Below are 22,339 nucleotides of genomic sequence, written 5' to 3' on the forward strand. Positions count from 1 at the left end.
TCCAGTTCTATAGCCTTAGTTTTTGCTTTTTTCTCAATTCTGGTGTAGAGTAAGGATATGCGAAATATCCGGTTCCTTGCGGTTTGGGGCCTTCTCTTTATAGTGGTACCCCTTTTTCCGCAAGATGATATAAAAAAAGAAAAACCAATTTTACAAATCCGTGTAGTCTGCGACGATAACTATCCGCCCTATGTGTTCCGTGACGAAACGGGAGCCATTCAGGGAATTATTCCTGAACAATGGCAGGCCTGGTCTTCTGTTACAGGTATTAAGGTTCAGTTCGATGCGATGGACTGGGCTAATGCCCAGGAAGAGATGAAGGCTGGCCGGGCCGATGTTATTGATTCTATGTTTAGGACCCCTGAACGGGAACGGATCTATGATTTTCTTGCCCCCTATGCGGATGTTTCGGTCTCGGTCTATTTTAATAAAAGCATTTCTGGCATTGCGAAGATACAGGATCTCAAAGGGTTCCGTATCGCTGTTAAGGAGGGAGATGCGGCGATCGAAGTTCTTAAAGAGAAGGGGCTACAAGATTTTCTATATTTTCCCAGCTATGAAACAATCATTCGATCTGCAAAGAACCATGAGATGCGAGTTTTTTGTATTGATGAACCTCCGGCAGAATATTTTTTATATAAATATGGGCTGGATCAGGATTTCCGCAAAGCCTTTTCTTTATACAGCGGCCGTTTCCACCGGGCTGTTCTGAAAGAGCGAAAGCCCCTGCCCGATGGGCGGGACCTCTATAAGGTGTTACTTGATGGGTTTTCAGCAATCCCTCCGTCAGTATTTACAGAAATTAATGATCGCTGGATGGGTCAGCCGATAAGCCGAACCATTAATTGGGTGCCCTTTCTTATTGTGCTTGCTATAGCTTTGGGTGTCGTGGTTATCCTGTCCCTCTTTATTCTAGCCCTGCGCCTGGAAGTAGCCCGCCGAACCGCTGAGCTTATCCAGAAAAACAGAGCCCTCCTGGCCAGCGAACGGAAAAACCGGGCCTTTATCAGCGCTCTTCCGGACCTGTTCCTGATTTTTGACCGGGAAGGCCGGTATATCGAAATTAAAACCTCGAACCCAGGGATTCTTATAAAACAGGAAAGCGCGCTTTTGGGTAGTACCATCTCCGATGTCGGCCTGCCGGAATCAATCGTCTCAGCGATGAAAGCCGCCATAGCCAGGGCTCTGGACACAAAGGATGTGGTGGTTATTGAATATGAGCTGGAGGTGATTGAAGGCCGCCGCTTTTTTGAAGCCCGTATTGTCCGGCTTGCCGCTGATACTGATCTGGTTCTTTTTATTGTCCGGGATATCACTCAAGAACACCTGATAAAAAAACAACTGGCCCAATCCCTGCGGGAAAAGGAAACCCTCCTTAAAGAAATCCACCACCGGGTAAAAAACAACCTCCAGGTGGTTTCGAGCCTCATTCAACTGCAGGCCAGTGCGCTCAGCAATGAGCAGGACCAGGCGTTGCTGGAAGAAACCCAGCAACGGATCAGAACCATGGCTCAGGTACATGAGCTCTTATATCGGTCAGAAAGTCTTTCATCAATAGAAATGAAAACCTATTTTGAACATTTACTAGATGAACTATCTACGGCCTTTTATGAAATCCGGCTCCATGTAGCTATCTCCATGGATCTAGACCCGATGGAAGTGAGCCTGGATATAGCCACGCCCCTGGGCCTTATTTTTAATGAAGCGGTTACCAATGCTTTTAAATATGCCTATGCAGACAGGGACAAGGGTCAGCTTCGCATCAGCCTGAAACGACTCAGGGATGGACAACGGCAATTCATCATTGCCGATGACGGTCCGGGACTTCCCGAAAACTGGCAGGAAAGGGCTCAAAAATCATTGGGCTTTACCCTGATAGAAACCCTGGTTCAGCAAATCAAAGGCTGTCTGGATGTTCAAAACGGTCCTGGTACGACCCTGAAGATAACCTTTTAGAGTGCGATGCTTTCTGATTGTTTACAGTACCGCGGTATATCCCTTTACCTCTATTGATACAAATAGTGCGCTTTGTTACTATAGTTTTACATATAAAGCGATAGCTGTGATCTAAAAAGGCTCAGCTGCCGCTATAAATAAAACGAGGTCTACTATGCGCTCACTCGGAATCAACATCGGTTCGACAAGCCTGAAAATGGTTCTTGCTGAAAATAATATACCCCTTTGGACTGCATCGCTCCCCCATGAAGGGGATTTTAACGCGGTGGTTCATAAACTGCTCGCGGAAGGCCGTATCTCAGAGGGAACCCCTGCATTGGTTACCGGTAACGAAGGTCGCTTTATGTTCAGCGTAGCCGGTACCCTGGAACCCCTCTGTGTAGAGGCGGCCCTTAAGGCCCTGAATCTGAAACCCGATGCGGTGGTTAGCATGGGCGGTGAAGACCTGGTGGTCTACCGCATGAATGAACAGGGCAAAATCATCAATAACTTTTCCGGCAGTAAGTGCGCCTCCGGTACCGGTGAATTCTTAAAACAACAGCTCGGCCGGATGAACATGACCCTGCAGGATATCGATAAGGTGCCCGACACCGCCAAGGTCCTTTCCCTTTCCTCCCGGTGTTCCGTATTTATGAAGAGCGACTGTACCCACCGGCTGAATAAGCGGGAAGCCACCAAAGAGGACATTGTGCTGTCCCTGTCGGACGTCATGGCGGTTAAGGTTATAGACTTCTTAAAGCGGGCAAAAATTCAGTCCGGCAAGGTTGTCCTGGTGGGCGGGGTTACCCTGAACCGGCACATCATCCGCTTTATTAAGGAAAAGGCTCCGAATATCGAATTCATTATTCCCCCCGTCGCACCGGTCTTCGAAGCCTTTGGTGCTGCGGTTCTTGCCGCTACCGAAGGAAGTCCCCTGCCACAGGCGGATAAGCTCCTCCGCTCCAATACGATCCGCTTCGGTACCCTGGGAAATCTCAATAACTGGAAGGACAAGGTCAAGTTCTTTGAAAAAAGCGAAGGCAAGGTTCAGCCGAACCGGCCCTATATCCTCGGTGTTGATGGGGGCTCCACCACCACCAAGGCCTGTCTTGTGGATATGGAAACCGACGAAATTGTGGCGAGCCATTATGGCCGCACCCACGGCGACCCGGTAAAGGCCTTAAAGGAATGCCTTAAGGTTATTCAGGACAAAGTTCTGGCCGATACGGGCAGCAAAAAAGTTGATATCCGCCTGGTATCGACCACCGGTTCGTCCCGGGAAATCTTGGGGGTTTTCCTGGAAACTCCCGGGGTGTACAACGAAATTATCGCCCATTCGGTGGGCACCACCTATTTTGATCCCACGGTCGAGACCATATTCGAAATCGGGGGCCAGGATGCAAAGTATGTACTTCTTAAAAACGGCGTTCCCATCGACTATGCCATGAACGAGGCCTGCTCCGCCGGTACGGGTTCCTTCCTGGAAGAATCCGCCGCGGGAGACCTTTCCATTCACAGCGCCAAGGATATCGCCCCCATTGCCCTCATGGCCGATGCACCCCTGAAATTCGGCGAACACTGTTCTGCCTTCATTAACTCAGATATCCGAAAGGCCGTTCAGCAGGGGGCCAGCCGGGAAAACATAACCGCCGGTATTGTCTGTTCCATTGTATCAAACTACCTGAACCGGGTGGTAGGAAACCGGACCATCGGCGGTAAGATATTCCTCCAGGGCGGGGTCGCCAAAAACCAGGCGGTACCCCTCGCCTTTGCCATGATGCTCGATAAGGAAATCCTCGTTCCCCCCTCACCGGAACTGATGGGCTGTTTTGGTGTGGCCCTCCTGGCAAAGCGGAAACAGGCCGAAGGGCTCCTGTCAGAGGTTCGTATCGATATTGATGAAATCCTCTCCCGTGAAATCGGCTATGACCGGGTCTTTACCTGCAAGTCCTGTGATAACAATTGTCCCATCCAGGTCCTGAAAGTTAATGACCACTCCTACATGTTCGGCGGCCGCTGTAACAAGTATACCAATATGCGCAAGGCCGTAAAGGATGTTCCCGTATTTGACTATGTGGCAAAACGGAATGAATTGCTCTTTACCGAATATGCACCGAAAGCGGATACCTTTGTTGCAAAGCGAAACTACACCATAGGTATTCCAAGGGCTTTCTCGGTCCACACCCTCTATCCCCTCTATTCCTGGTTCTTCCATGAATTGGGTATTAAGACCTTCCTGTCCGATGAGGTGGCCCACGAAGGGGTGGCCCGGGCAGAAAGCAGTTACTGTTTCCCCGCAGAAATTGCCCATGGGGCGGTGCAGGACTGTTTGAACAAGGGGGCCGATTATATTCTTCTGCCCCATTTCCGGGATATGCCGAGCTACGAAGATGATGTGCACGCCAATTTCTGTCCCATAACCCAGAGTTTGCCCTATTATATCAAAAAGGCCTTCCCCGATGTGGATGAAAAACGGCTTCTGCCCCTGGTGGTGAGCTTTAAATTTGGGGACAAAAAAGCCCTGGAACTCTTTACCACCATGACCGCTCAGCTTGGAATTGGCGAAGCTGAAACCAAAGCGGCCTTTGAAAAGGCTCTGGCAAAACAGCGGGAATACTTTGCGGCGGCTAAAAAGCTCGGTCAGGAAGCCCTGGATGAGGCCCGCAGGGCTAATCGGCCGGTGATTGCCATTCTCGGCAGGCCCTACAATGCCTTTACCGCCGAAGCCAACATGGGTATTCCCCGTAAATTTACTACCCGGGGCTATTCGGTCATTCCCTTTGATATCCTTCCCCTGGATGAAGAGCCAAACCAGTTCCCCAACATGTATTGGTACTACGGCCAGCAGGACATGCGGGCCGCCAATATGCTCAAGGGTGAAGAGAATGTCTATGTTACCTGGATTACCAACTTCTCCTGTGCGCCGGACTCTTTCATGCTTCACTACCTTAAGTGGATCATGGGGCAGAAGCCCTTCCTGGTTCTGGAACTGGACTCCCACTCGGCCGATGCGGGTATCGATACCCGGGTCGAAGCCTTCCTGGATATTATCGACGGCTATCGGGCCAAAAAGTTCGAGATGGAAAAGGAACGCTATGATAATGGCTGGAAGTTCGAATACGGCGGCGGCGAAGACCTCCGGGTGGTGAATAAAAAGACCGGCGAAAAAGTGCCAGTCCGAAATAATCCCCGGGTCAAGATACTGCTTTCCAATATGGGCAATGTGTCCACCAGTTTCATGGCGGCCATGCTCCGGGGCGTAGGCCTGAATTCAGAAGCCCTGCCGGTGGCAGACTTCAGGACCATCCAGGTTGCCCGCGCTCATGCTTCAGGGAAGGAATGTGTCCCCAGTCACCTGGTGCTCGGCAGTGCCCTCCGGTATTTTGCCTCTGAAAAGTATCGCAAAGACGAACTCTATCTCCTCTTTGTGCCTATCACGACCGGTCCCTGCCGGACTGGCCAGTATTATGTGTATTACGAAAACCTTTTCCGGGACCTCAGGCTCGAAAACGTGGTGGTCTTTACCCTGTCGGCGGATAATTCCTACACCGAGTTGGGACCCGATTTTGCCAAGGATATGTGGAAGGGCCTTGTGGTTACGGACTACCTCAAGGATATCCAGACAGCTCTGAAAGCCACTGCGGCAGATCCCGAAAAGGCGGTACAGGATTTTGAGGAATCCTGGAAAAAGATGATGGATGTTATCGAAAAGAACCCCAAAAAGCTCTGGGTGGAACTGCGCCGTATCGCTGAAGATGTAAAGAAAATTCCCTTAAAGCGAAAGCTCTCTGAGTGTCCCAAGGTCCTGGTGGTGGGTGAAATCTATGTCCGCCGGGATGACTTTGCGGTCGGCGAGCTCATCGATCTCATGAGTGAACGGGGTATCGCGGTAAAGGTGTCCGGTATTGCAGAATGGATTCATTATCTCGACTTTGTACGCCGCTATGCCTTGAATAAACTCATTAAGCTGCAGCCACCGGCAACACGCTGGTTCTCCAAGCCTGCCCGGGACCTGGCCAAGCTCCGCATAGAAGAGTGGTGGAAGCATGCGGTGGAAAAAAAGGTCCTCTCTATTCTGGAACCCACCGGGCTTATTCCTGAAACACCCCATGATATGGATTTGATTATGCAGAACACCCAGGAGCATTTTGTTAATCTGGAACTGAACTCTGAAATTGCCGTATCCTCCGGTGTGGCCGCTACGGCCATGCAGCACGGGTATTCAGGTATTGTGAATATTTCACCCTTTGCCTGCCTTATTGGCCGGGTAATCGAAGGCCTCTTTACCCCCTGGGCCCGGGATCGGAACTATCCTACTCTTTCAGTAGAAGTGGATGGCAACCTCCTGCCGCCGAACATCATCAATAAGCTCAATATCTTTATGGTCAATGTGCTCCGGTTCAAGGGTAACCAGGACCTGTCATCCCTGGTGGACCAGGCTGGATCGGCAGGGGTCTCTGTTACTGGCCACATGGCCGCAGTGGAAACAGTAGAGTCCAGAAAAGCCATACAAGTTACACCCCTGTCAGTCCAAGGGGAAACTGAAGAGCCCGTAGCCGTAGGGGATGACCAGGGCTCAGGCTGTGCCGGCTGTTCCGGATGCGACCGGTAGTATAGGGCTAGGTTGATGAACCGCTCGGTGCGCTGGGCGCTGGTTCTTTCAGGGGGCGGCGCCAAGGGGTTTATGCATATAGGAGTCCTCAAGGCCCTTGAGGCCTGGGGCTACCCCAAACCAAGCCTTGTTGTGGGCACTTCTATGGGGGCTATAGTGGGGGGCCTCTATGCCTGCGGATACTCCCCAGAAGAACTTGAGAACATTGCGGTTCATCAATTTGATATCCGTCGTTATTTGGATAGTTCCCGTTTCCATCTGTCCGGTCCCATGGGCCGGCTTATGGAAACGGGGCAGATGATCAGCCGATTTGCTACAAGGCCCGGCATCGATTCAGGAAACCGAATCCTGGCCTTTCTTGAAGAATTAACCCAAGGCAAAACTATAGAAAGTCTTTCCATTCCGTTTCGATGCAATGCGGTGGACCTGATAACCGGCAACGAGGTTGTTTTCTCGTCCGGTTCTCTAGCCAGGGCGATGCGGGCATCTATGGCCTTTCCTGCCTTTTTTGATCCGCTGATTGAAGGATCGCAATATCTGGTTGATGGCGGCCTCGTGAATAATCTACCTGTCCATATTGCCAGGGGGCTCGGGTATTCCCGGGTTCTTGCGGTGGATGTAGGTGCCTTTCTGCTTGCCCAACGTAGTACCCTCAGAACCGGTCCTCAGGTGGTATACCGGGCTCTTGAGGTTGCCATTTCCCATATTCAGCGGGGCGATGCGGACCGGGCGACCCTGACGTTATACCCAGAAGATGCTGCAACCCCTTTTGATTTTTCCCGGGCAAAACATCTTATAACGGTTGGGGAACAATATACATTAGCACATCTGCAAGATATACAAAACTTTTTCAGAAACCATATTTTTTCTCATCTGTGGCGTCATCGTTAACACCGGAACATGAATAGAGGTCTATAGGCTGATTCATAGCCTCTTCTATTTTTGATAAAAATAGATATAATGTAGATAATAAGGGGTAAACCTCTGTGGAACGATTATCAGAAAGTGTGAGCGCGCTAGTTTCATCCTATGAAGATTTTGGTCTTATTAATCACTGTAATGGCCCCAATCTTCCCAGCCGTGAAAGTATAGAAGATATTCTCGCTGACCTTGATGCTATCATTTTCCCCGGTTTCAGAGAGAGTGAACTGCCTGACCAGGAAAGTCTTCAGCTTACCACCGCCGAACGGGTCTTTCGGACCGCAAGAAAATTGAGCAATGAAATCGAAAAAAGTCTTTCCTTTTCTTGCAGGACTAACCATTTTTCCTGTGAAGGTATTGGCTGCAGGACCATGGCCGAAATGATTGTGGAAGATTTTTTTACACAGCTTCCTGAAATCCGGCGAGTTCTCAGCCTCGATGTTGCTGCTGCATACCGGGGTGATCCGGCAGCAAAGAGCATTGAGGAAGTCATTGTTGCTTATCCAGGCCTCCAGGCAATAGCGGTGCACCGTTTAGCCCATTATTTCTGGGTGCGAGAGGTACCACTGATTCCACGAATGATGAGTGAGATTATTCATGGTCGTACCGGAATCGATATTCACCCGGGAGCAACGATTGGTGAATCCTTTTTTATCGATCACGGCACGGGGGTTGTTATAGGGGAAACCACAGTAATCGGCAAAAATGTGAAGATATATCAGGGAGTTACCCTGGGTGCTCTTTCAGTCAAAAAAGATGAAGCCGATACCAAGCGGCACCCCACCATAGAAGATGATGTAACGATTTATTCCGGGGCCACAATTTTAGGCGGCAAAACGGTTATTGGCCGGGGTTCTGTTATTGGCGGCAATGTGTGGGTTACCGAATCGGTACCCCCGGATACCCTGGTGTATGTAAAGACCGGGGAACATATTTTACGGCCTAAACAATAGTAGAAAATAGGTAACTTCTAAAAAAATCGATTTTTAGAAGCCTTCAGTAATGAATGTACTACTTCGTTTTTCGATGTTTTGCTGGTGAATTCTAGTAGAATCCCAACTTATTTCCCCATTCTTTTTTCTAGCTGTTCTTTAATCCATTCAGGGAATACGGCGAACCGGGCCTGGAGCTCTTTTTGGAGAACCGGGAAAGCCCTTATGGGTTTTAATAAGCGTTTAAGTTCCAGTGGTAATTTTTGCTTCAGACCTTCTGCAGTTCCAAGGGCTTTGGGAATTAAATCGAAACTGGTGACGAATTTTTCTCCTGATTCAAGCAGTTTTTGTAAATCGACAATCACCGCTTTAAAGTTAAATACTGCTCTGATCGAATGGAATGTATCAATTATGAAATACATCAACATTGCCCCTGTTAAAAAATGGGTAAGGTAGGGCCCTAATTCAGCAATTTTAATAAACACCAAGGGTTCCAGAATACGGTTTGTAAAAAGTACAAGAAAAGTCCAAAAAATAGAAAACTTAAGACAAATGCGACCCTGAAAATTCAAAAATTCATGGTTATAATCCCAGAGGGTTAACCCAAAGTAGCTTTCCAAAATAACTGCGGAGAAATATTCTAAAACTGTAGGAGACAACAAAAGGATAACCCAAAATAAAAACGGTGGAAGATTAGCTAAAAAGCGCCCTATAAAGGCAATGATCAAAGCTCCAAATCCGTATATCGGTACAAAAGGACCAGAAAGAAAACCCGCATTAACGAACCGTTTTTCTATTATAGATCGATAGGTCGACTCAAGGATCCAGCCTAAAAAGGCAGAAAAACAAAAATAGAGAAAGTATTGTAGTAATTCGTTTGGCAGGGCTTTATACATGTTCTGCTCTCCTATTAAAAGTCAACGGTTGATTATATAGACTTACCAAGGTTAAGCGGAAACGAATATAGCCGCTTGCAGATAGAATACAATATAATCATAATCTAGAGACTTTCAAAATATATACTTTTTTGAAAGATATTCAAACGAAACAGGATTCTATATGGCAGAAAAATCAGCCTTTGTAGCCGTTGTTGGCCGGCCCTCCGCCGGAAAATCTACCCTTATTAACACCCTCTGTGGTCAGAAGGTCTCTATCGTCAGCCTGGTTCCACAGACCACCCGAAATACGATTCGGGGTATTGTGACCCGGGAAGAGGGCCAGCTGGTGTTTGTAGATACCCCCGGGCGGCATATCTCTGAAAAAAAACTGAACCGTAAGCTGGTTGAGTTATCCGACCGGGCTCTGGAAGAATCGGAGCTGACCCTGTACCTCATCGATGCATCCCGGCTGGTGGGGAAAGAAGAGGAAGAACTTGCTCGGGCAGTACAATACAGCCGAGCCTATCCGGATCGAACCGTTATAGCCCTGAATAAAATTGATGATAAACGGGCCGATACGGCCGCTGTGTACGCTTTTTTACAGGAAAAACTTCCTGGTATTCCCAGGGAACGGCAATGTGAATTATCTGCTAAAAATGGTACCGGGGTAGAAGAGCTCTTGCGTCTGCTCTTTTCCCTTGCCCCCGAAGGCCCCCGGCTCTACCCGGAAGATACCTATACCGACCAGGATGTTCAGTTCCGGATTGCCGAAATTATCCGGGAAAAGGCCATCAATAATTTACGGGAAGAACTGCCCCATTCAATCTATGTGGAAGTGGCTGATACGGAGCTGCGGGACGAGGGGCGCCGCCTCTGGGTTCGCGCTTTTATTCTCGTAGAGCGGGAATCCCAGAAGGGTATTGTGGTTGGTAAGGGCGGCGAGATGATAAAAACAATTCGGCAGAGTGCTCAAAAGGATCTGCACCGGATATTTGACTGGAAGGTGGAACTGGACCTCAGGGTCAAAGTTGCCTCGGACTGGCGGCAGAACGATACGGTGCTCCGCCGCCTTATCGATCGATCGTAAGTTGTTAGCGTACTTCAGCGGGCTTCTTGAGGAACCGTTCAATTCTGTCTAACAGGTCCTGATAGTCATCCATGCAATCCAGGTCAGCACAGCCTGAACGGATCCCTGCAGGTGCCCTGAAGAGGCAGCCCTCATCGGCTTCCCGGATCATGGCCAGGTCGTTATAGGAATCTCCTGCAGCAAAGACTTCCATATTGATGGATTTAAGGGCCTGCACCGCATGCATCTTGCCCTCTTTCTGCCTCAGCCGGTAGTCCGTAACGGTGCCATCCTCGGTGATGACCAGGTTGTTGCAGAAAAGGGTAGGGTAATCCAGCTTAGCCATGAGAGGACGGGCAAATTCTTCAAAAGTGTCCGAAAGGATAATAACCTGAGTTTTTGAACGGAGCTTGTGGAGGAAGTTCCAGGCCCCGTCCAGGGGTTCCATGGTATTGATAACCGCCTGAATGTCCCGGATTTTGAGTCCCCGCTCTTTGAGTAGGGCGATACGGAATTTCATCAATTTATCGTAATCCGGTTCATCCCTTGTGGTTCTTCGGAGTTCCGGAATGCCTGAGGCTTCCGCAAAGGCAATCCAGATTTCTGGGACGAGAACCCCTTCCAGATCTAGACAGACTATTTTCACCGCCTGCTCCTTACTGTTTTTTCTTGATGACTTCGAAGCCGCAATAGGGGACCAGGGCTTTGGGTAGGCGAACAGACCCGTCAGCCTGCTGGAAATTCTCGAGAATTGCGATAATGCCCCGGCTGATGGCAATGGCGGTGCCGTTTAGCATGTGCACATATTTATTTTTACCGTCTTCCTCTTTGTATTTTATGTTGAGCCGCCGGGCCTGGTAATCGGTACAGTTAGAGGTAGAAGTTACTTCTCCCCATTCGCCGCCATTCCGACCAGGCATCCAGGCTTCCAGGTCCCACTTGCGGTACGCTGGGGCTCCCAGGTCACCGGTACAGGTGTCCACTACCCGGAAGGGAATTTCGAGGCCTGCGAAAATTTCCTCTTCTATAGAACGCAGTTCTTCGTGGAGGGCGTCCGATTCTTCGGGGAGACAGTAGGCGAACATCTCGACCTTGGTAAACTGGTGAACCCGGTACAGCCCTTTGGAAAACTGACCCGCGGCACCAGCTTCCCGTCTGAAACAGTGGGAAAGTCCGGCCATCCTGAGGGGGAGCTTATCCTTACTGAGAATGGTACCCGAATAGTAGCCCCCCAGGGTAATTTCGGCGGTGCCTACAAGGCAGGTCCCTTCGCCTTCTACGGTGTAAACATTGGATTCAGCCCCCCGGGGATTAAAACCGATACCTTCAAGGATTTCTTCCTTGGCAAGGTCCGGGGTGATAAAGGGGGTAAAACCTTTTTTCTGCAGAATATCCAGGGCATAGCGGATCAGGCCCAGCTCAAGGAAGACCCCTTCATTCTTAAGATAATAGAATTTGGTGCCCGTAACCTTGGTGGCGGAATCAAAATCGATGATATCCAGTTCCTGCCCCAGCTGAACATGGTCTTTGGGTTCGAAATTAAAGGTTGTGGGATTTCCCACCCGTTTAACTTCCAGGTTATCCTTATCTTCTTTGCCGATGGGTGCCGATGGATGGGCCATGTTGGGAATTCGGCGGCCTTCTGTATCCAGTTCCTTTTCTACCTGTTCCAGTTCTGCTTCGGCAGCGGCGATATCTTCTTTAAGTTTTTTGCCCTCTTCAATAAGCCGGTTCCGGGTATCTGCATCGAGCTTACCCTTCATGGCCTGAGCATTGGTATTCCGTTGTTGCTGAAGATTCTGAAGCTGGGTCACCAGCTCGTTCCGTGTATCAAAAAGCATGGCCACCTTGTCGGCGTCTGCTTTCATATTACGGTTCCGGATGTTTTCCTTCACCGCTTCCAGGTTGTCCTTAATGAATCGATAATCTAACATAATACGTTTATAGTAGTGATTGGAGGTCGTAACGGCAAGGGGGCATCACAAATATGAAGGTGTATATGCTGTTATTCCCGAAGCTGTATACCCTATTCCCCATATACATCCAGTTCACCGGTACTGTACGGCCATGAAGTCCTCTCCCCCTCTGCTCTTATCAGGAGTTCCCCAGAGGAGGAAACCCCTTCCAATATACCTGTGACTTCGACCGGCGCATCGGCGGAGCCTGCAAGAAACCGTATCATCTCTCCCCGTTTGTAGAGCCGTTGTTCCAGTTCTGTCAGCCACGAAGCGGTGTCATTTAAAAAGGCCCAGATATATTTAAGCAGGTTGATGAGCAAACGATAGCGGTCGATATCTTGTTTGTTTGTTTCGGCAGCCCCCAGGGCCTGGAAAATCGAGATGGACCGATGTCTTAGCTCGGGCGGAAAATCCTGCTGTAAAAGATTGATGCCCATCCCCGCGTAGACCCAGGGGCTTGTTCCTTCGCAGAGAATACCGCAGACCTTTTTCCCATCGATAAGGACGTCATTGGGCCACTTGAGCCGGGTCCGGCTTCTGAGCTGGGGCCAAAGCGCTTCCAGTGTGAGGGCTACTGCCACACCAAGCCGCAGGGGCAGGGCCGCCGGAATATCCTGTATCTTCGGGTAATAGAGGATGAGGGTGCAGAGGAGACTCTCCCCCGGCGCCGCATGCCAGGTCCTGCCGGCGGCCCTGCCCCGGCCTGCCTGCTGGTAATCGGCTACAATCACCGAACCGTGAATGCCTATGCCAGCGGGTGGGTAGGGGCTATGGACAGCAGGGGCGGAATGATCCGTAACAGGTTCTGCTGCCAGGATGGGGGCCGTGCTTATGGTAGCGTCCGTAAGCCGGCGGGCCTCGTCCATGGTGCTTGTCGTTTCATCAATATGATAGATCGGTGTTCCGAAGGGGTTTTCCAGAGGGATCTGTTGCAGCATGGGGTGTTTCTTCCTTTTCGCAGCATATTAGAAAATCGCCGCTTGTATGTAAAGGGCCCCTTTATTTGCAGCGGCAGGCCCCCCCAGAAGCGGTATCAAAACCAGCCCAGGCTCCGGACGCCCCTTTCATTGGCAAAAACTAAGAAATGCACTATATTTTGAAGAGAACTGGTTCAGAAGGAGGCTTATCATGAAATCAATTACCATTCATGGAATCGATGCTGATTTAGATAAGAAAATCACTCAAAAAGCCTCAGAAATCGGGTTAAGCCAAAATCAAACAGTCAAATTACTTTTACAAAGTACGCTTAATTCAGATAAAAAAGCCTTAAAAAAGGAATCTTTTTCAGAATTATTCGGTAAATGGACCCCCGAAGAAAAAGAAGAGTTTGAAAAAAATATTAGTGATCTTGAAACAATTAACCAAACAGACTGGTAAAAATGACAAAAATACTTCTTGATACAAACGCCTATAGCGAGTTTATGTCCGGAAATGCTCTTGTTTTTGATTATATCGTTGAAGCGGAAGAGATATTTTTATCAACCGTTATGATAGGTGAGCTATTTGCTGGATTTAAAGGTGGTAAAAAATACACACAAAACATAGCATATTTGAAATCCTTTATAAATAAAGATGGTGTAAAGATTATAAATGTTACTTTCGAAACCGCAGAAATATTTGGAGAAATCAAATCGGACCTCACTAAAAAAGGTAAAATGATTCCATTAAATGATATCTGGATTGCTGCCCATACTATAGAAACAGGGGCAAAATTAATAACCTTTGATGCCCATTTTAAACATATTAATGGTTTGCGAATTTGGGATGAACTAACAGGGTAGACAACCAGCCCAGGCTCCGGACGCACCTTTCTTGACCCCTCCCGCCCTGGAATGGTACAGTACGAGTCTGGAGTTACACCTTGTTTCTTAAAAGTCTTGATATTTTTGGTTTTAAGTCCTTTGCAGATAGGACACGAATAGAGTTTGCCGATGGAATTACGGCCCTCTTGGGTCCCAACGGCTGCGGCAAGTCTAATGTGGTAGATGCAATTAAGTGGGTCCTCGGGGAACAGGCTTCCAAGGCAATGCGGGCCGAAAAGATGGAAGACGTCATCTTTAACGGCACCGAAAACCGTAAACCCCTCAATGTGGCGGAAGTTACTTTAACCCTGGCCAATGAAACGGGGCTTTTGCCCATCGATGTACCGGAGATTCAGATAAAACGGCGGCTCTATCGGTCCGGAGAAAGTGAATATTTCATCAACTCAACTCCTGTAAAACTGAAGGATGTACGGGAACTCTTCTGGGACACCGGTGTCGGCAAGGCCGCCTATTCGGTGATGGAACAGGGCAAGATTGACCAGATTCTTTCATCAAAACCCGAAGAACGGCGCTACCTTTTCGAAGAAGCCGCTGGTATTACCCGCTACAAGGTCCGGGGCGCAGAGGCCGAGCGGAAGCTGGAAAAGACCGAAGAAAACATGCGCCAGGTAGAGGGTATTCTTGGCGAAGTAAAGCGTTCCTACGATTCCCTTAAGATCCAGGCCGAAAAAACCCTGAAATACCGGGCCCTAAAAGAAGATATCTTTCAGTTTGAACTGGATATACAACTGCTCCGGCTTAAGCAATTCAATACGGAGCGGGACCATCGGGCAGAGGAATTGGAACGGCTCACCAAAGCCCGGGATGCCTGCAAGGCCGAACTGGACGCCATAAACAAATCCCTGGAAGAAAACATGGATGTGGTCAACTCCATGGAAGAAAAGCTCGTCCAGCATCAAAAGGAAATTTACGGTCTTGCGGTCGAAAAAAACGCCAAAGAAAAGGAAGCCAAGCTCCTGGCGGAACAGCGGCTCGAAGCAAAGGCGAAGATTCAACAAAACGAGGGTCGGGAACGGGCCATTCAGAATAAGATTGATGAATTGATCGAGGATGCGGAGGAGCAGGACGGAGTTGTTCGGGACCTGAAAAAACGGCTCGAAGAAATAGAGAAGAATATTGCCGCCTTTGAAGAAAACATCAAACTAGCCTCCGCTCAAATAGGCGAGAACGATGGGGCCCTGCGCCGAGCCGAGGCTGAAATCGCCGAGCTCGAGGCTGAACGGGCCCATCTGGAAAAGGACCTGCAAACCATTACCGACGACATCGTGGCCGCCCTGGATGCGGGACTGAAAAATGCAGGCTATTCTGCGGCGGAACGCCGCCGGACCGAAGAAGCGGTGGCGGAGGTGCTTCAGCGACTTAGGACCATGCTTGCCGGCCGGGAAACCATGCTTCGGGACCTGGTGGCCATGGTGGACCGGGCTCTGCAGGGGGGCCAGTCGATTCAGCCGTCGGAACTGCGGCGCCTTGCGGAGACCCTGGCTACAGCCCTTGCCGAAGGGGCGAGCCATGCCGAAAAGGCCCAGGAACTCTTCGAAAATTACCGAAGGGCGACCCCCTCATTTATAGACGATTTTCTTGCCCCCGAGGGTATCATCACCCGGAAACGGGCATTGGATGATAAGATTAATGCGGCTAAGGAAGCGGTCCGCCAGCGTCGAGAAAAGATTGCCCAGCTTCGGTCGGAAAACGATGGCCTTGGCTTAAAGATAGAAGAATATCGAAAAACCCTGGAGGACCTCAGGGTAAACCGGGTTCGCATGGCTACCCAGGCCCAATCGGCAGAGGAACAGGCTCGGCTGATCCGCCGAGAACTTGCCGGCCAGGAGGCGCTGCTTAAAACTGTTCAGGATGAACTCTTTCTGGATCGCAAACGGTTCGATGAAATCGCCGAACGAATTGAGGATGCGGAGGCAGAGATTGCTGAAATTGAACGGCGGGGCCGGCGGCTTACAGAAGAGCTGGAAAACCTGGAACGGGACATTGCTCAGCGGAACGGAGATGTGGCGGGCAAGCAGGAAAGCATCAAGAAAAAAATGACCGAATTAAGCCGGTTCCAGCAATCCATAGAAAAGGTGCATCTGGAACTGGTTCAGAGTGAAACAGAAATCCGTAATATTAAAGAAAACTTTAGGGAAACCCATAGCCGGGACCTGATGGAATTCGAAGAGCGGATGTTCACCATTACGACCCCCACCGCGGAAATCCGGGAAAAACTAGCCGCCGCAAGGGCCACTCTTAAGGACCTGGGATCGGTAAACCTGATGGCCCCCGAGGAATTTCAGGAAACCAAGGAACGTTATGACTTTCTTTCCGGCCAGCTGGCGGACTTGCAAAAGGCCCGGGATGACCTGGCGCGGATTACCGCAGAAATTCGGGCTGAATCGTCGGAACTGTTCCTCACAACCTATAACCGCATCAAGAAAAACTTTCATAACATGTTCCGGCGGCTTTTTGGCGGCGGCCGGGCTGAACTGCGCTTGTCGGATCCCAACCATGTACTTGAATCGGGTATCGAAATTTATGCCCAGCCGCCGGGTAAAAAACTTGAAAACATCACCCTGCTCTCGGGTGGGGAAAAGTCCATGACCGCGGTGGCCCTGCTTTTTGCGACCTACATGGTCAAGCCTTCGCCCTTCTGTTTCCTCGATGAAATTGATGCGGCCCTGGATGAACAAAACGTGCTCCGCTTTGTCCAGCTTCTGCGGGAGTTTGGCAGTACGAGCCAGTTCATCGTTATCACCCATAATAAGAAAACCGTAACCGGTGCCCGGACTCTCCTGGGTGTAACCATGGAAGAGTCGGGGGTTACCAAGGTTATTTCAGTACGCCTTGAAAATGAAGACGCCCTGGATAATCCGCCCGAGGCGGCCGCGGAAATTGAACCCATCGAGGATGAGGATGTGGAAGCTGAAACTGGCATGGAATTACCCCTGGGGGTGGATGATCCCTCCCAGGTAACCGAAGCGGACCTGCGGCCAATTAGGGCGAACAGGAATTCAAATAACAGGATCCCGATAATGGATGAGAAATCCTAATAAGATAGTCCATGTTAGTTTTTATACTACTACGCCAGTTGAAACTACGAAAATTGAATCATTGTGAATAACATGGTACACTGTATGCCATGAAGCTTAATTTCGAAATGTTGCTGGACTGGCTTGCTAAACACCGGATAGCAGTTGTTTCCGGTTTTATAGGTCTTATTGTTCTGCTTCTGATATTGCTCGTTACACTGCACGTGAATAACCGGGGAAATAAAAAAAATCTGGAAGTAGGAAGAGCCCTTTCCGAGGCTTATACAGCAGAACCGCTTAAGCGGCAGGAACTATTCATAGAGGAAGAGCCGGATTTTGTTCCCAAGTTTCTTTATTTCAGGGAGCCTCAGACAAGCTGGACTCCAGAATTTGCTCACCAATTCTGGCAGTCTTTGGATGATAAAACCTTGCAAGTCCTTCAAGATGCCGCCGACAATAACATAAATAGACTGTTGGAGGCCATACCGTGAAAGATAGAACCGGTTGTGCGGCCCTTGTCTTCTTTATTTTTTTATTTTCATCCTGTGTCTCTACACCGGAAGCCCGTAACAATTCTCTTCAGGTTGATGAAAATACTTCTCAGAAAAGCATTGCTCAGGAAACTCTTGTTCCAGAGACGGTTCCTTCGCTGGCTCAATCTGTTCCTGAGCTGGCACTGGATCTCTCTGAACCTCCGGTCTTGTTCCCGGAGGCCAGCACTGTTCCGGTACAACCAAGCGCTACCCAAAAAAAATCTACTATCGTACTTCCTGTTCCTGAAATTCCGGCAACAAGCTCGGGCGACAAAAATAACCCCTCAACTAGTACTGCAAGCACTAAGCCGAATGGGGCGACCTTACAAAAAAATGCCCCAGCAGGTACTGCTACAGGTTCAGCTTCAACTGCAGGTTCTACTGCCGCAGCTGAGAAGAAAAGTGTTCCCGTAGATCCCAAGACCCTCAAGGCGCCAGAGCCACAGCCTGAAACGAAGGTGGCTCAGGAAAAGCCTGCGATGCCTGTGGGGGGAATCCCGGAACTGCCGTCTAAATCAAACCCGGCTCTTGCAGAAGAAAAGGTGGTTCTTTCCCGGTCTGTTCGTGCTACCGTAGGCCAGCTCGTCGAAATCCCCTATCAGGGAACTGGATGGGTATACCTGGGTGAAGTAGCAGGGAAAAAGGGCCTCGCATATGATTCTCGCAGGCTCGATCCTGATGGGCAGACCTTTGTGTTCCGCTGTGAAGGGCCGGGAACCTATACAGTGAAGTTTTTTAAACAGGATTTTATTAAGGATTATATTATCAACGATTATGTAGAGGTTGTGGTCGGCGAAAGCCCGGTGACAGCCGCATCGGTTACCGGTGCTTTTTCTCTTCCCGTAGACCGGGGCCGGGTTGTAGCCAATCCCCGATGGCCTGCACCCGCTGGAACCGCTTCTGCCGCCCCGGCAACTACGGCCTCGACAGGCACTGCGGCACTTACCTCCGGTGCAGCGGCCAGCACCGCCCCAGCCCCAGCCGCAGGCACAACAACCGCCCCTACGGCCTCTGCTGCATCTGCACCAACAGCTGCAACATCCTCTGTAACAGCGACAACCGCTCCTGCAGCCCCTGTCTCTTCGGGAACCGCCTCCTCATCCAATTCTGCGACCGCCGCCGTTACCCCTGCCAATGCTGCTAACAGTGGTGGCAGCACCCAGACAAATTCGAGCACCGCCCCGGCTGTCCAATCAAGCTCCGCAGTATCACCATTGGAAAACCTCTCCCAGCCGGAGGAATTCATCAACCTGGCAAAGAAAGAAGTTGCCTCAGGTCAGTATGCTGCAGCATTGGAAACCCTCCAGGCCTTTACTGCCCGATATCCTGCAGGCAGTGATGAAGCCTGGTGGCTCTTCGGGCAGATCTTCGAAGCCAAAGGGCCCCAGCGGGATATAAAATCGGCCCTTTCGTACTACAAGCGGCTCACTGTTGAATATCCCCAGAGTCAGCGATACGACGAAGCCCAACAGCGGATTGCCTACCTGGAACGATTCTATTTTGATATACGGTAAGACAAGTATGTTTGCACATATACTTGACTGATAGGTTCAATTGGGTTACCTTTATAAAGGGGATGATATGCCACAGCTTTCTATATATATTGATGAACCCACACTTGAAAAAGTAGAAAAAGCTGCGAAACGACACAATACATCCATCTCGAAATGGGTTGTTGAACAGCTGAAAGCCAGTATTGATCCAGTTTATCCTGCTAGCTATGAAAATCTTTTTGGTTCTATTGATGATAGCACTTTTACTGAGCCAAATGAATTACATTTTGGTGCAGATATGAAAAGAGAATCTTTGTAAATGTATTACCTTGATACAAATACCTGTATATATTTTTTAAACGGTACCAATGAACGTGTGAGAACAAAATTGTTATCCACAGTACCTAAAGAAATTGCTATTCCTTCTATAGTTAAGGCAGAGTTATTGTTAGGTGCATATAAAAGCCGCAAAAGGGAATATAATATCGAAAAAATAGAGCAGTTTCTTGAACCATTTACTGTCGTTCCCTTTGAAGATGAAATGACCTATGTCTATGCAGAAATACGATCGGCTATGGAAACAAAAGGAATTGTCATTGGTCCTAACGATCTTTTAATTGCTTCGATTGTTAAATATAAAAATGGAATATTGGTTACCAATAATGTGAGTGAATTTTCTAGAATTGAAGGACTTCTCATAGATAATTGGGCACAATGAAACATTTACCGATTACCCTGTATAAATCGTACTGCCTCTTTTTTCTTCTTTATTGTCTGTTTTCTGTTGCTGTCAGGGCTGAACAGGTGTCCCAGGACCCGTCAAAGATTGTGGTCTTTAGGACTCCGGCAGGCAAGAAGTATCATCAGAAGGATTGTCCTACGCTTCAGAATTCCAAAACTGTCACTGCGATTACCCTGGAAGAAGCACTCAAACAGGCCCTCGAACCCTGTACGGTGTGCCATCCCCCAGAGTATAGCGGCGGCAGAGAACTATACCGGCTCAACAATCCTCCCCTCCGGTCGAGCCGGGATGCCCAGCTGTCCCGTATGATCCCTGCAACGGTTCTCGAGGTGGTCGACGGGGATACCATAAAGGTCCGTATTCCTGCCCCCCGGCCGATACAGCTCAAAGCACAGGAAACGATCCGTTTCCTCGGAATTGATGCCCCAGAAACAAAAACCAGTCCCCGACCTGCGGGGTACTATGGTGAAGAGGCTAAGGTGTATGTTACCAGGCTTCTCTCCGGTAAACCGGTACTCCTTGCCTTTGACTGGGACCTCAGGGATAAGTATGGCAGGCTTTTAGCCTATATTTATATACAGGACGGAACCTGTGTAAACCTGCACCTGGTGGAACAGGGCTATGCCTTTGCCTATGTGCACTTTCCTTTTCAGTTTATGGATGAGTTTACCCGCGCCCAGGCCGCGGCAAAACAAAAACGGCGGGGCCTCTGGGGCCGCTGAGTCGGGCTGGGCGGTGAACTGTGGTGAGAGCCCAAGGGCACCTCACCGGTCCATCAATATAAATATTAAATTTGCAGGCGTTCCGCGTGGTGATATGCTTCGGCGCGAAGTTCCTTGACCGACTCATCTTTCAGGTAGTCATCGAAGGGCATCATCCGGTCAATCAGCTTGCCGCCGGGCAGAATCTCAACAATCCGGTTGGCAATGGACTGGATAAACTCATGGTCGTGGGAATTAAAGAGGACCACCCCCGTAAAGGCTTCGAGCCCTTCGTTCAGAGCTGTGATGGCTTCCAGGTCCAGGTGGTTGGTAGGCTCATCCATAATGAGCACATTGGCTCCTGAAAGCATCATTTTGGAAAGGAGACAGCGGACTTTCTCGCCTCCCGAAAGCACATTCACGGGCTTCAGAGCTTCATCGCCTGAAAAAAGCATCCGTCCCAGGAAACTGCGCACATAGGTATCATCCTGGTCCGGTGAATACTGTTTGAGCCAATCCGTGATGGACAGGTCAGAATTAAAGTAACGGCTGTTTTCTTTAGGAAAGTAGGAAAAACTTACCGTCTGCCCCCAGTAATAATCCCCCGAATCTGCCTTCTGCTCTCCGGCGATGATTTCGAAGAAAGCAGTTTTAGATTGATGTTCAGCGCCGACAAAGGCGATTTTATCACCCCGGTTCACAATAATGGAAAAATCCTGCAGGAGGATTGTATCGGGGGTTCGGTAATTGAGTTTTTCGACCCTGAGGACGTTATTGCCGATTTCCCGGTTTGGCTTAAAGGCCACATAGGGGAACTTTCGGCTGGTGACGGGTATGTTTTCCAGATCGAGTTTTTCCAACACCTTTTTCCGGCTTGTAGCCTGCCGGCTCTTCGAGGCATTGGATGCAAAACGCTGAATGAATTCCTTAAGTTCTTTGGCCTTTTCTTCCCGTTTTTTAAGCTGTTCCCGGGCTTGCCGCTGCAGCATCTGGCTCATCTGGTACCAGAAATCATAGTTACCCGAATAGAGGGTGATGCGGCCATAGTCGATATCACAGATGTGGGTACAGACCGTGTTCAGGAAGTGCCGGTCATGGGATACGACGATAACCGTATTGGGGAAATCGATGAGAAAATCCTCGAGCCAGGTGATGGACTCCAGGTCAAGACCGTTGGTAGGCTCGTCAAGGAGCAGAATATCCGGATTTCCGAAGAGAGCCTGGGCGAGCAAGACCCGGACTTTTCGGGATTCATCCAGGTCGGACATCATTTTGGTATGGTCTTCTTCATCGAGACCGAGGCCTGAAAGCATCTGGCTCGCCTGAGCTTCCGCTTCCCAGCCGCCCAGTTCGGCAAATTCAGCTTCCAGCTCTCCTGCCCGGATACCATCTTCATCGCTCATCGATTCTTTTGCATAGAGGGTTTCCCGCTCTTTCATGATCTGGTACAGTTTAGGATAGCCCATGAGGACCGTTTCCATGACCGAATAGGCTTCGAAAGCGAAGTGGTCCTGCTTTAATACGGCGATCCGTTCGCCGGGGGTAACGATAATGTCACCCTTGTCATGTTCAAGTTCCCCGGATAGTACTTTAAGAAATGTGGATTTTCCTGCTCCGTTTGCACCGATAATGCCATAACAGTTGCCAGGGGTGAATTTAAGGTTCACATCCTTAAAAAGGACCCGTTCGCCAAAGGCGAGGCTGAGATCAGTAACCGTAATCACTAAA

18 protein-coding genes are annotated in these 22,339 nt (G+C 49.5%); 13 read left to right on the plus strand and 5 right to left on the minus strand.

Annotation, left to right across the window (positions count from 1 at the left end; translation table 11 throughout):
• Positions 1-57 precede the first annotated feature (57 nt).
• From SPICA_RS02810 to epsC, 4 genes are all read left to right on the plus strand, one after another.
• The gene (locus tag SPICA_RS02810; RefSeq protein WP_013968026.1) at positions 58-1,956 is read left to right on the plus strand and encodes a histidine kinase dimerization/phosphoacceptor domain -containing protein; all 1,899 of its coding nucleotides are present in this window, start codon (positions 58-60) and stop codon (positions 1,954-1,956) included.
• A 154-nt stretch (positions 1,957-2,110) separates the two neighbouring features.
• Entirely contained in the window at positions 2,111-6,547 is a 4,437-nt protein-coding gene (locus tag SPICA_RS02815) for an acyl-CoA dehydratase activase (RefSeq protein ID WP_013968027.1), read from the plus strand.
• Positions 6,548-6,562: 15 nt separating this feature from the next.
• On the plus strand, positions 6,563-7,438 hold the full coding sequence (locus SPICA_RS02820; RefSeq protein ID WP_013968028.1) for a patatin-like phospholipase family protein: 876 nt from the start codon (positions 6,563-6,565) through the stop codon (positions 7,436-7,438).
• Positions 7,439-7,533: 95 nt separating this feature from the next.
• Positions 7,534-8,421 (plus strand): serine O-acetyltransferase EpsC, encoded by an 888-nt coding sequence (gene epsC, locus SPICA_RS02825; protein WP_013968029.1) that lies wholly within the window; start codon positions 7,534-7,536, stop codon positions 8,419-8,421.
• A gap of 107 nt (positions 8,422-8,528) precedes the next feature.
• Here the strand turns inward: epsC and SPICA_RS02830 are convergent, their stop codons facing one another.
• The gene (locus tag SPICA_RS02830; protein ID WP_013968030.1) at positions 8,529-9,296 is read right to left on the minus strand and encodes a putative ABC transporter permease; all 768 of its coding nucleotides are present in this window, start codon (positions 9,294-9,296) and stop codon (positions 8,529-8,531) included.
• Positions 9,297-9,459: 163 nt separating this feature from the next.
• Here SPICA_RS02830 and era point away from each other — a divergent pair, with 163 nt between their 5' ends.
• Positions 9,460-10,365 (plus strand): GTPase Era, encoded by a 906-nt coding sequence (gene era / locus SPICA_RS02835; protein ID WP_013968031.1) that lies wholly within the window; start codon positions 9,460-9,462, stop codon positions 10,363-10,365.
• Between the two features lie 4 nt (positions 10,366-10,369).
• Here the strand turns inward: era and thrH are convergent, their stop codons facing one another.
• The 3 genes from thrH to SPICA_RS02850 form a co-directional block, all read right to left on the minus strand.
• The gene (gene thrH / locus SPICA_RS02840) at positions 10,370-10,990 is read right to left on the minus strand and encodes a bifunctional phosphoserine phosphatase/homoserine phosphotransferase ThrH (protein ID WP_013968032.1); all 621 of its coding nucleotides are present in this window, start codon (positions 10,988-10,990) and stop codon (positions 10,370-10,372) included.
• 10 nt (positions 10,991-11,000) lie between these two features.
• Positions 11,001-12,278: a serine--tRNA ligase gene (gene serS, locus SPICA_RS02845; protein ID WP_013968033.1), complete on the minus strand. Its 1,278-nt coding sequence runs from the start codon at positions 12,276-12,278 to the stop codon at positions 11,001-11,003.
• Between the two features lie 92 nt (positions 12,279-12,370).
• Positions 12,371-13,240: a biotin--[acetyl-CoA-carboxylase] ligase gene (locus SPICA_RS02850; RefSeq protein ID WP_013968034.1), complete on the minus strand. Its 870-nt coding sequence runs from the start codon at positions 13,238-13,240 to the stop codon at positions 12,371-12,373.
• Positions 13,241-13,430: 190 nt separating this feature from the next.
• Here SPICA_RS02850 and SPICA_RS02855 point away from each other — a divergent pair, with 190 nt between their 5' ends.
• From SPICA_RS02855 to SPICA_RS14640, 8 genes are all read left to right on the plus strand, one after another.
• Positions 13,431-13,679 (plus strand): hypothetical protein, encoded by a 249-nt coding sequence (locus tag SPICA_RS02855; RefSeq protein ID WP_013968035.1) that lies wholly within the window; start codon positions 13,431-13,433, stop codon positions 13,677-13,679.
• A 2-nt stretch (positions 13,680-13,681) separates the two neighbouring features.
• Positions 13,682-14,083 (plus strand): type II toxin-antitoxin system VapC family toxin, encoded by a 402-nt coding sequence (locus SPICA_RS02860; RefSeq protein WP_013968036.1) that lies wholly within the window; start codon positions 13,682-13,684, stop codon positions 14,081-14,083.
• An 80-nt stretch (positions 14,084-14,163) separates the two neighbouring features.
• A complete protein-coding gene (locus SPICA_RS02865; RefSeq protein ID WP_013968037.1) occupies positions 14,164-17,163 on the plus strand; it encodes a chromosome segregation SMC family protein in 3,000 nt (999 codons plus the stop codon).
• Between the two features lie 89 nt (positions 17,164-17,252).
• Positions 17,253-17,633: a hypothetical protein gene (locus tag SPICA_RS02870; RefSeq protein ID WP_013968038.1), complete on the plus strand. Its 381-nt coding sequence runs from the start codon at positions 17,253-17,255 to the stop codon at positions 17,631-17,633.
• The gene (locus SPICA_RS02875) at positions 17,630-19,189 is read left to right on the plus strand and encodes a tetratricopeptide repeat protein (RefSeq protein ID WP_013968039.1); all 1,560 of its coding nucleotides are present in this window, start codon (positions 17,630-17,632) and stop codon (positions 19,187-19,189) included. The genes SPICA_RS02870 and SPICA_RS02875 overlap by 4 nt, the downstream gene beginning before the upstream one ends.
• Positions 19,190-19,256: 67 nt before the next feature.
• The gene (locus tag SPICA_RS02880; RefSeq protein WP_013968040.1) at positions 19,257-19,487 is read left to right on the plus strand and encodes a hypothetical protein; all 231 of its coding nucleotides are present in this window, start codon (positions 19,257-19,259) and stop codon (positions 19,485-19,487) included.
• The gene (gene vapC / locus SPICA_RS02885) at positions 19,488-19,886 is read left to right on the plus strand and encodes a type II toxin-antitoxin system tRNA(fMet)-specific endonuclease VapC (RefSeq protein WP_013968041.1); all 399 of its coding nucleotides are present in this window, start codon (positions 19,488-19,490) and stop codon (positions 19,884-19,886) included.
• A complete protein-coding gene (locus SPICA_RS14640) occupies positions 19,883-20,632 on the plus strand; it encodes a thermonuclease family protein (RefSeq protein ID WP_013968042.1) in 750 nt (249 codons plus the stop codon). The genes vapC and SPICA_RS14640 overlap by 4 nt, the downstream gene beginning before the upstream one ends.
• Positions 20,633-20,697: 65 nt before the next feature.
• Here SPICA_RS14640 and SPICA_RS02895 read toward each other — a convergent pair whose 3' ends face one another.
• Complete coding sequence (locus tag SPICA_RS02895; RefSeq protein WP_013968043.1) at positions 20,698-22,335, minus strand: ABC-F family ATP-binding cassette domain-containing protein; 1,638 nt, start codon at positions 22,333-22,335, stop codon at positions 20,698-20,700.
• Between the last annotated feature and the right edge of the window lie 4 nt (positions 22,336-22,339).

It is taken from the genome of Gracilinema caldarium DSM 7334 (genome assembly GCF_000219725.1).
In the GTDB taxonomy this organism is placed as follows: Bacteria; Spirochaetota; Spirochaetia; order Treponematales; family Breznakiellaceae; genus Gracilinema; species Gracilinema caldarium.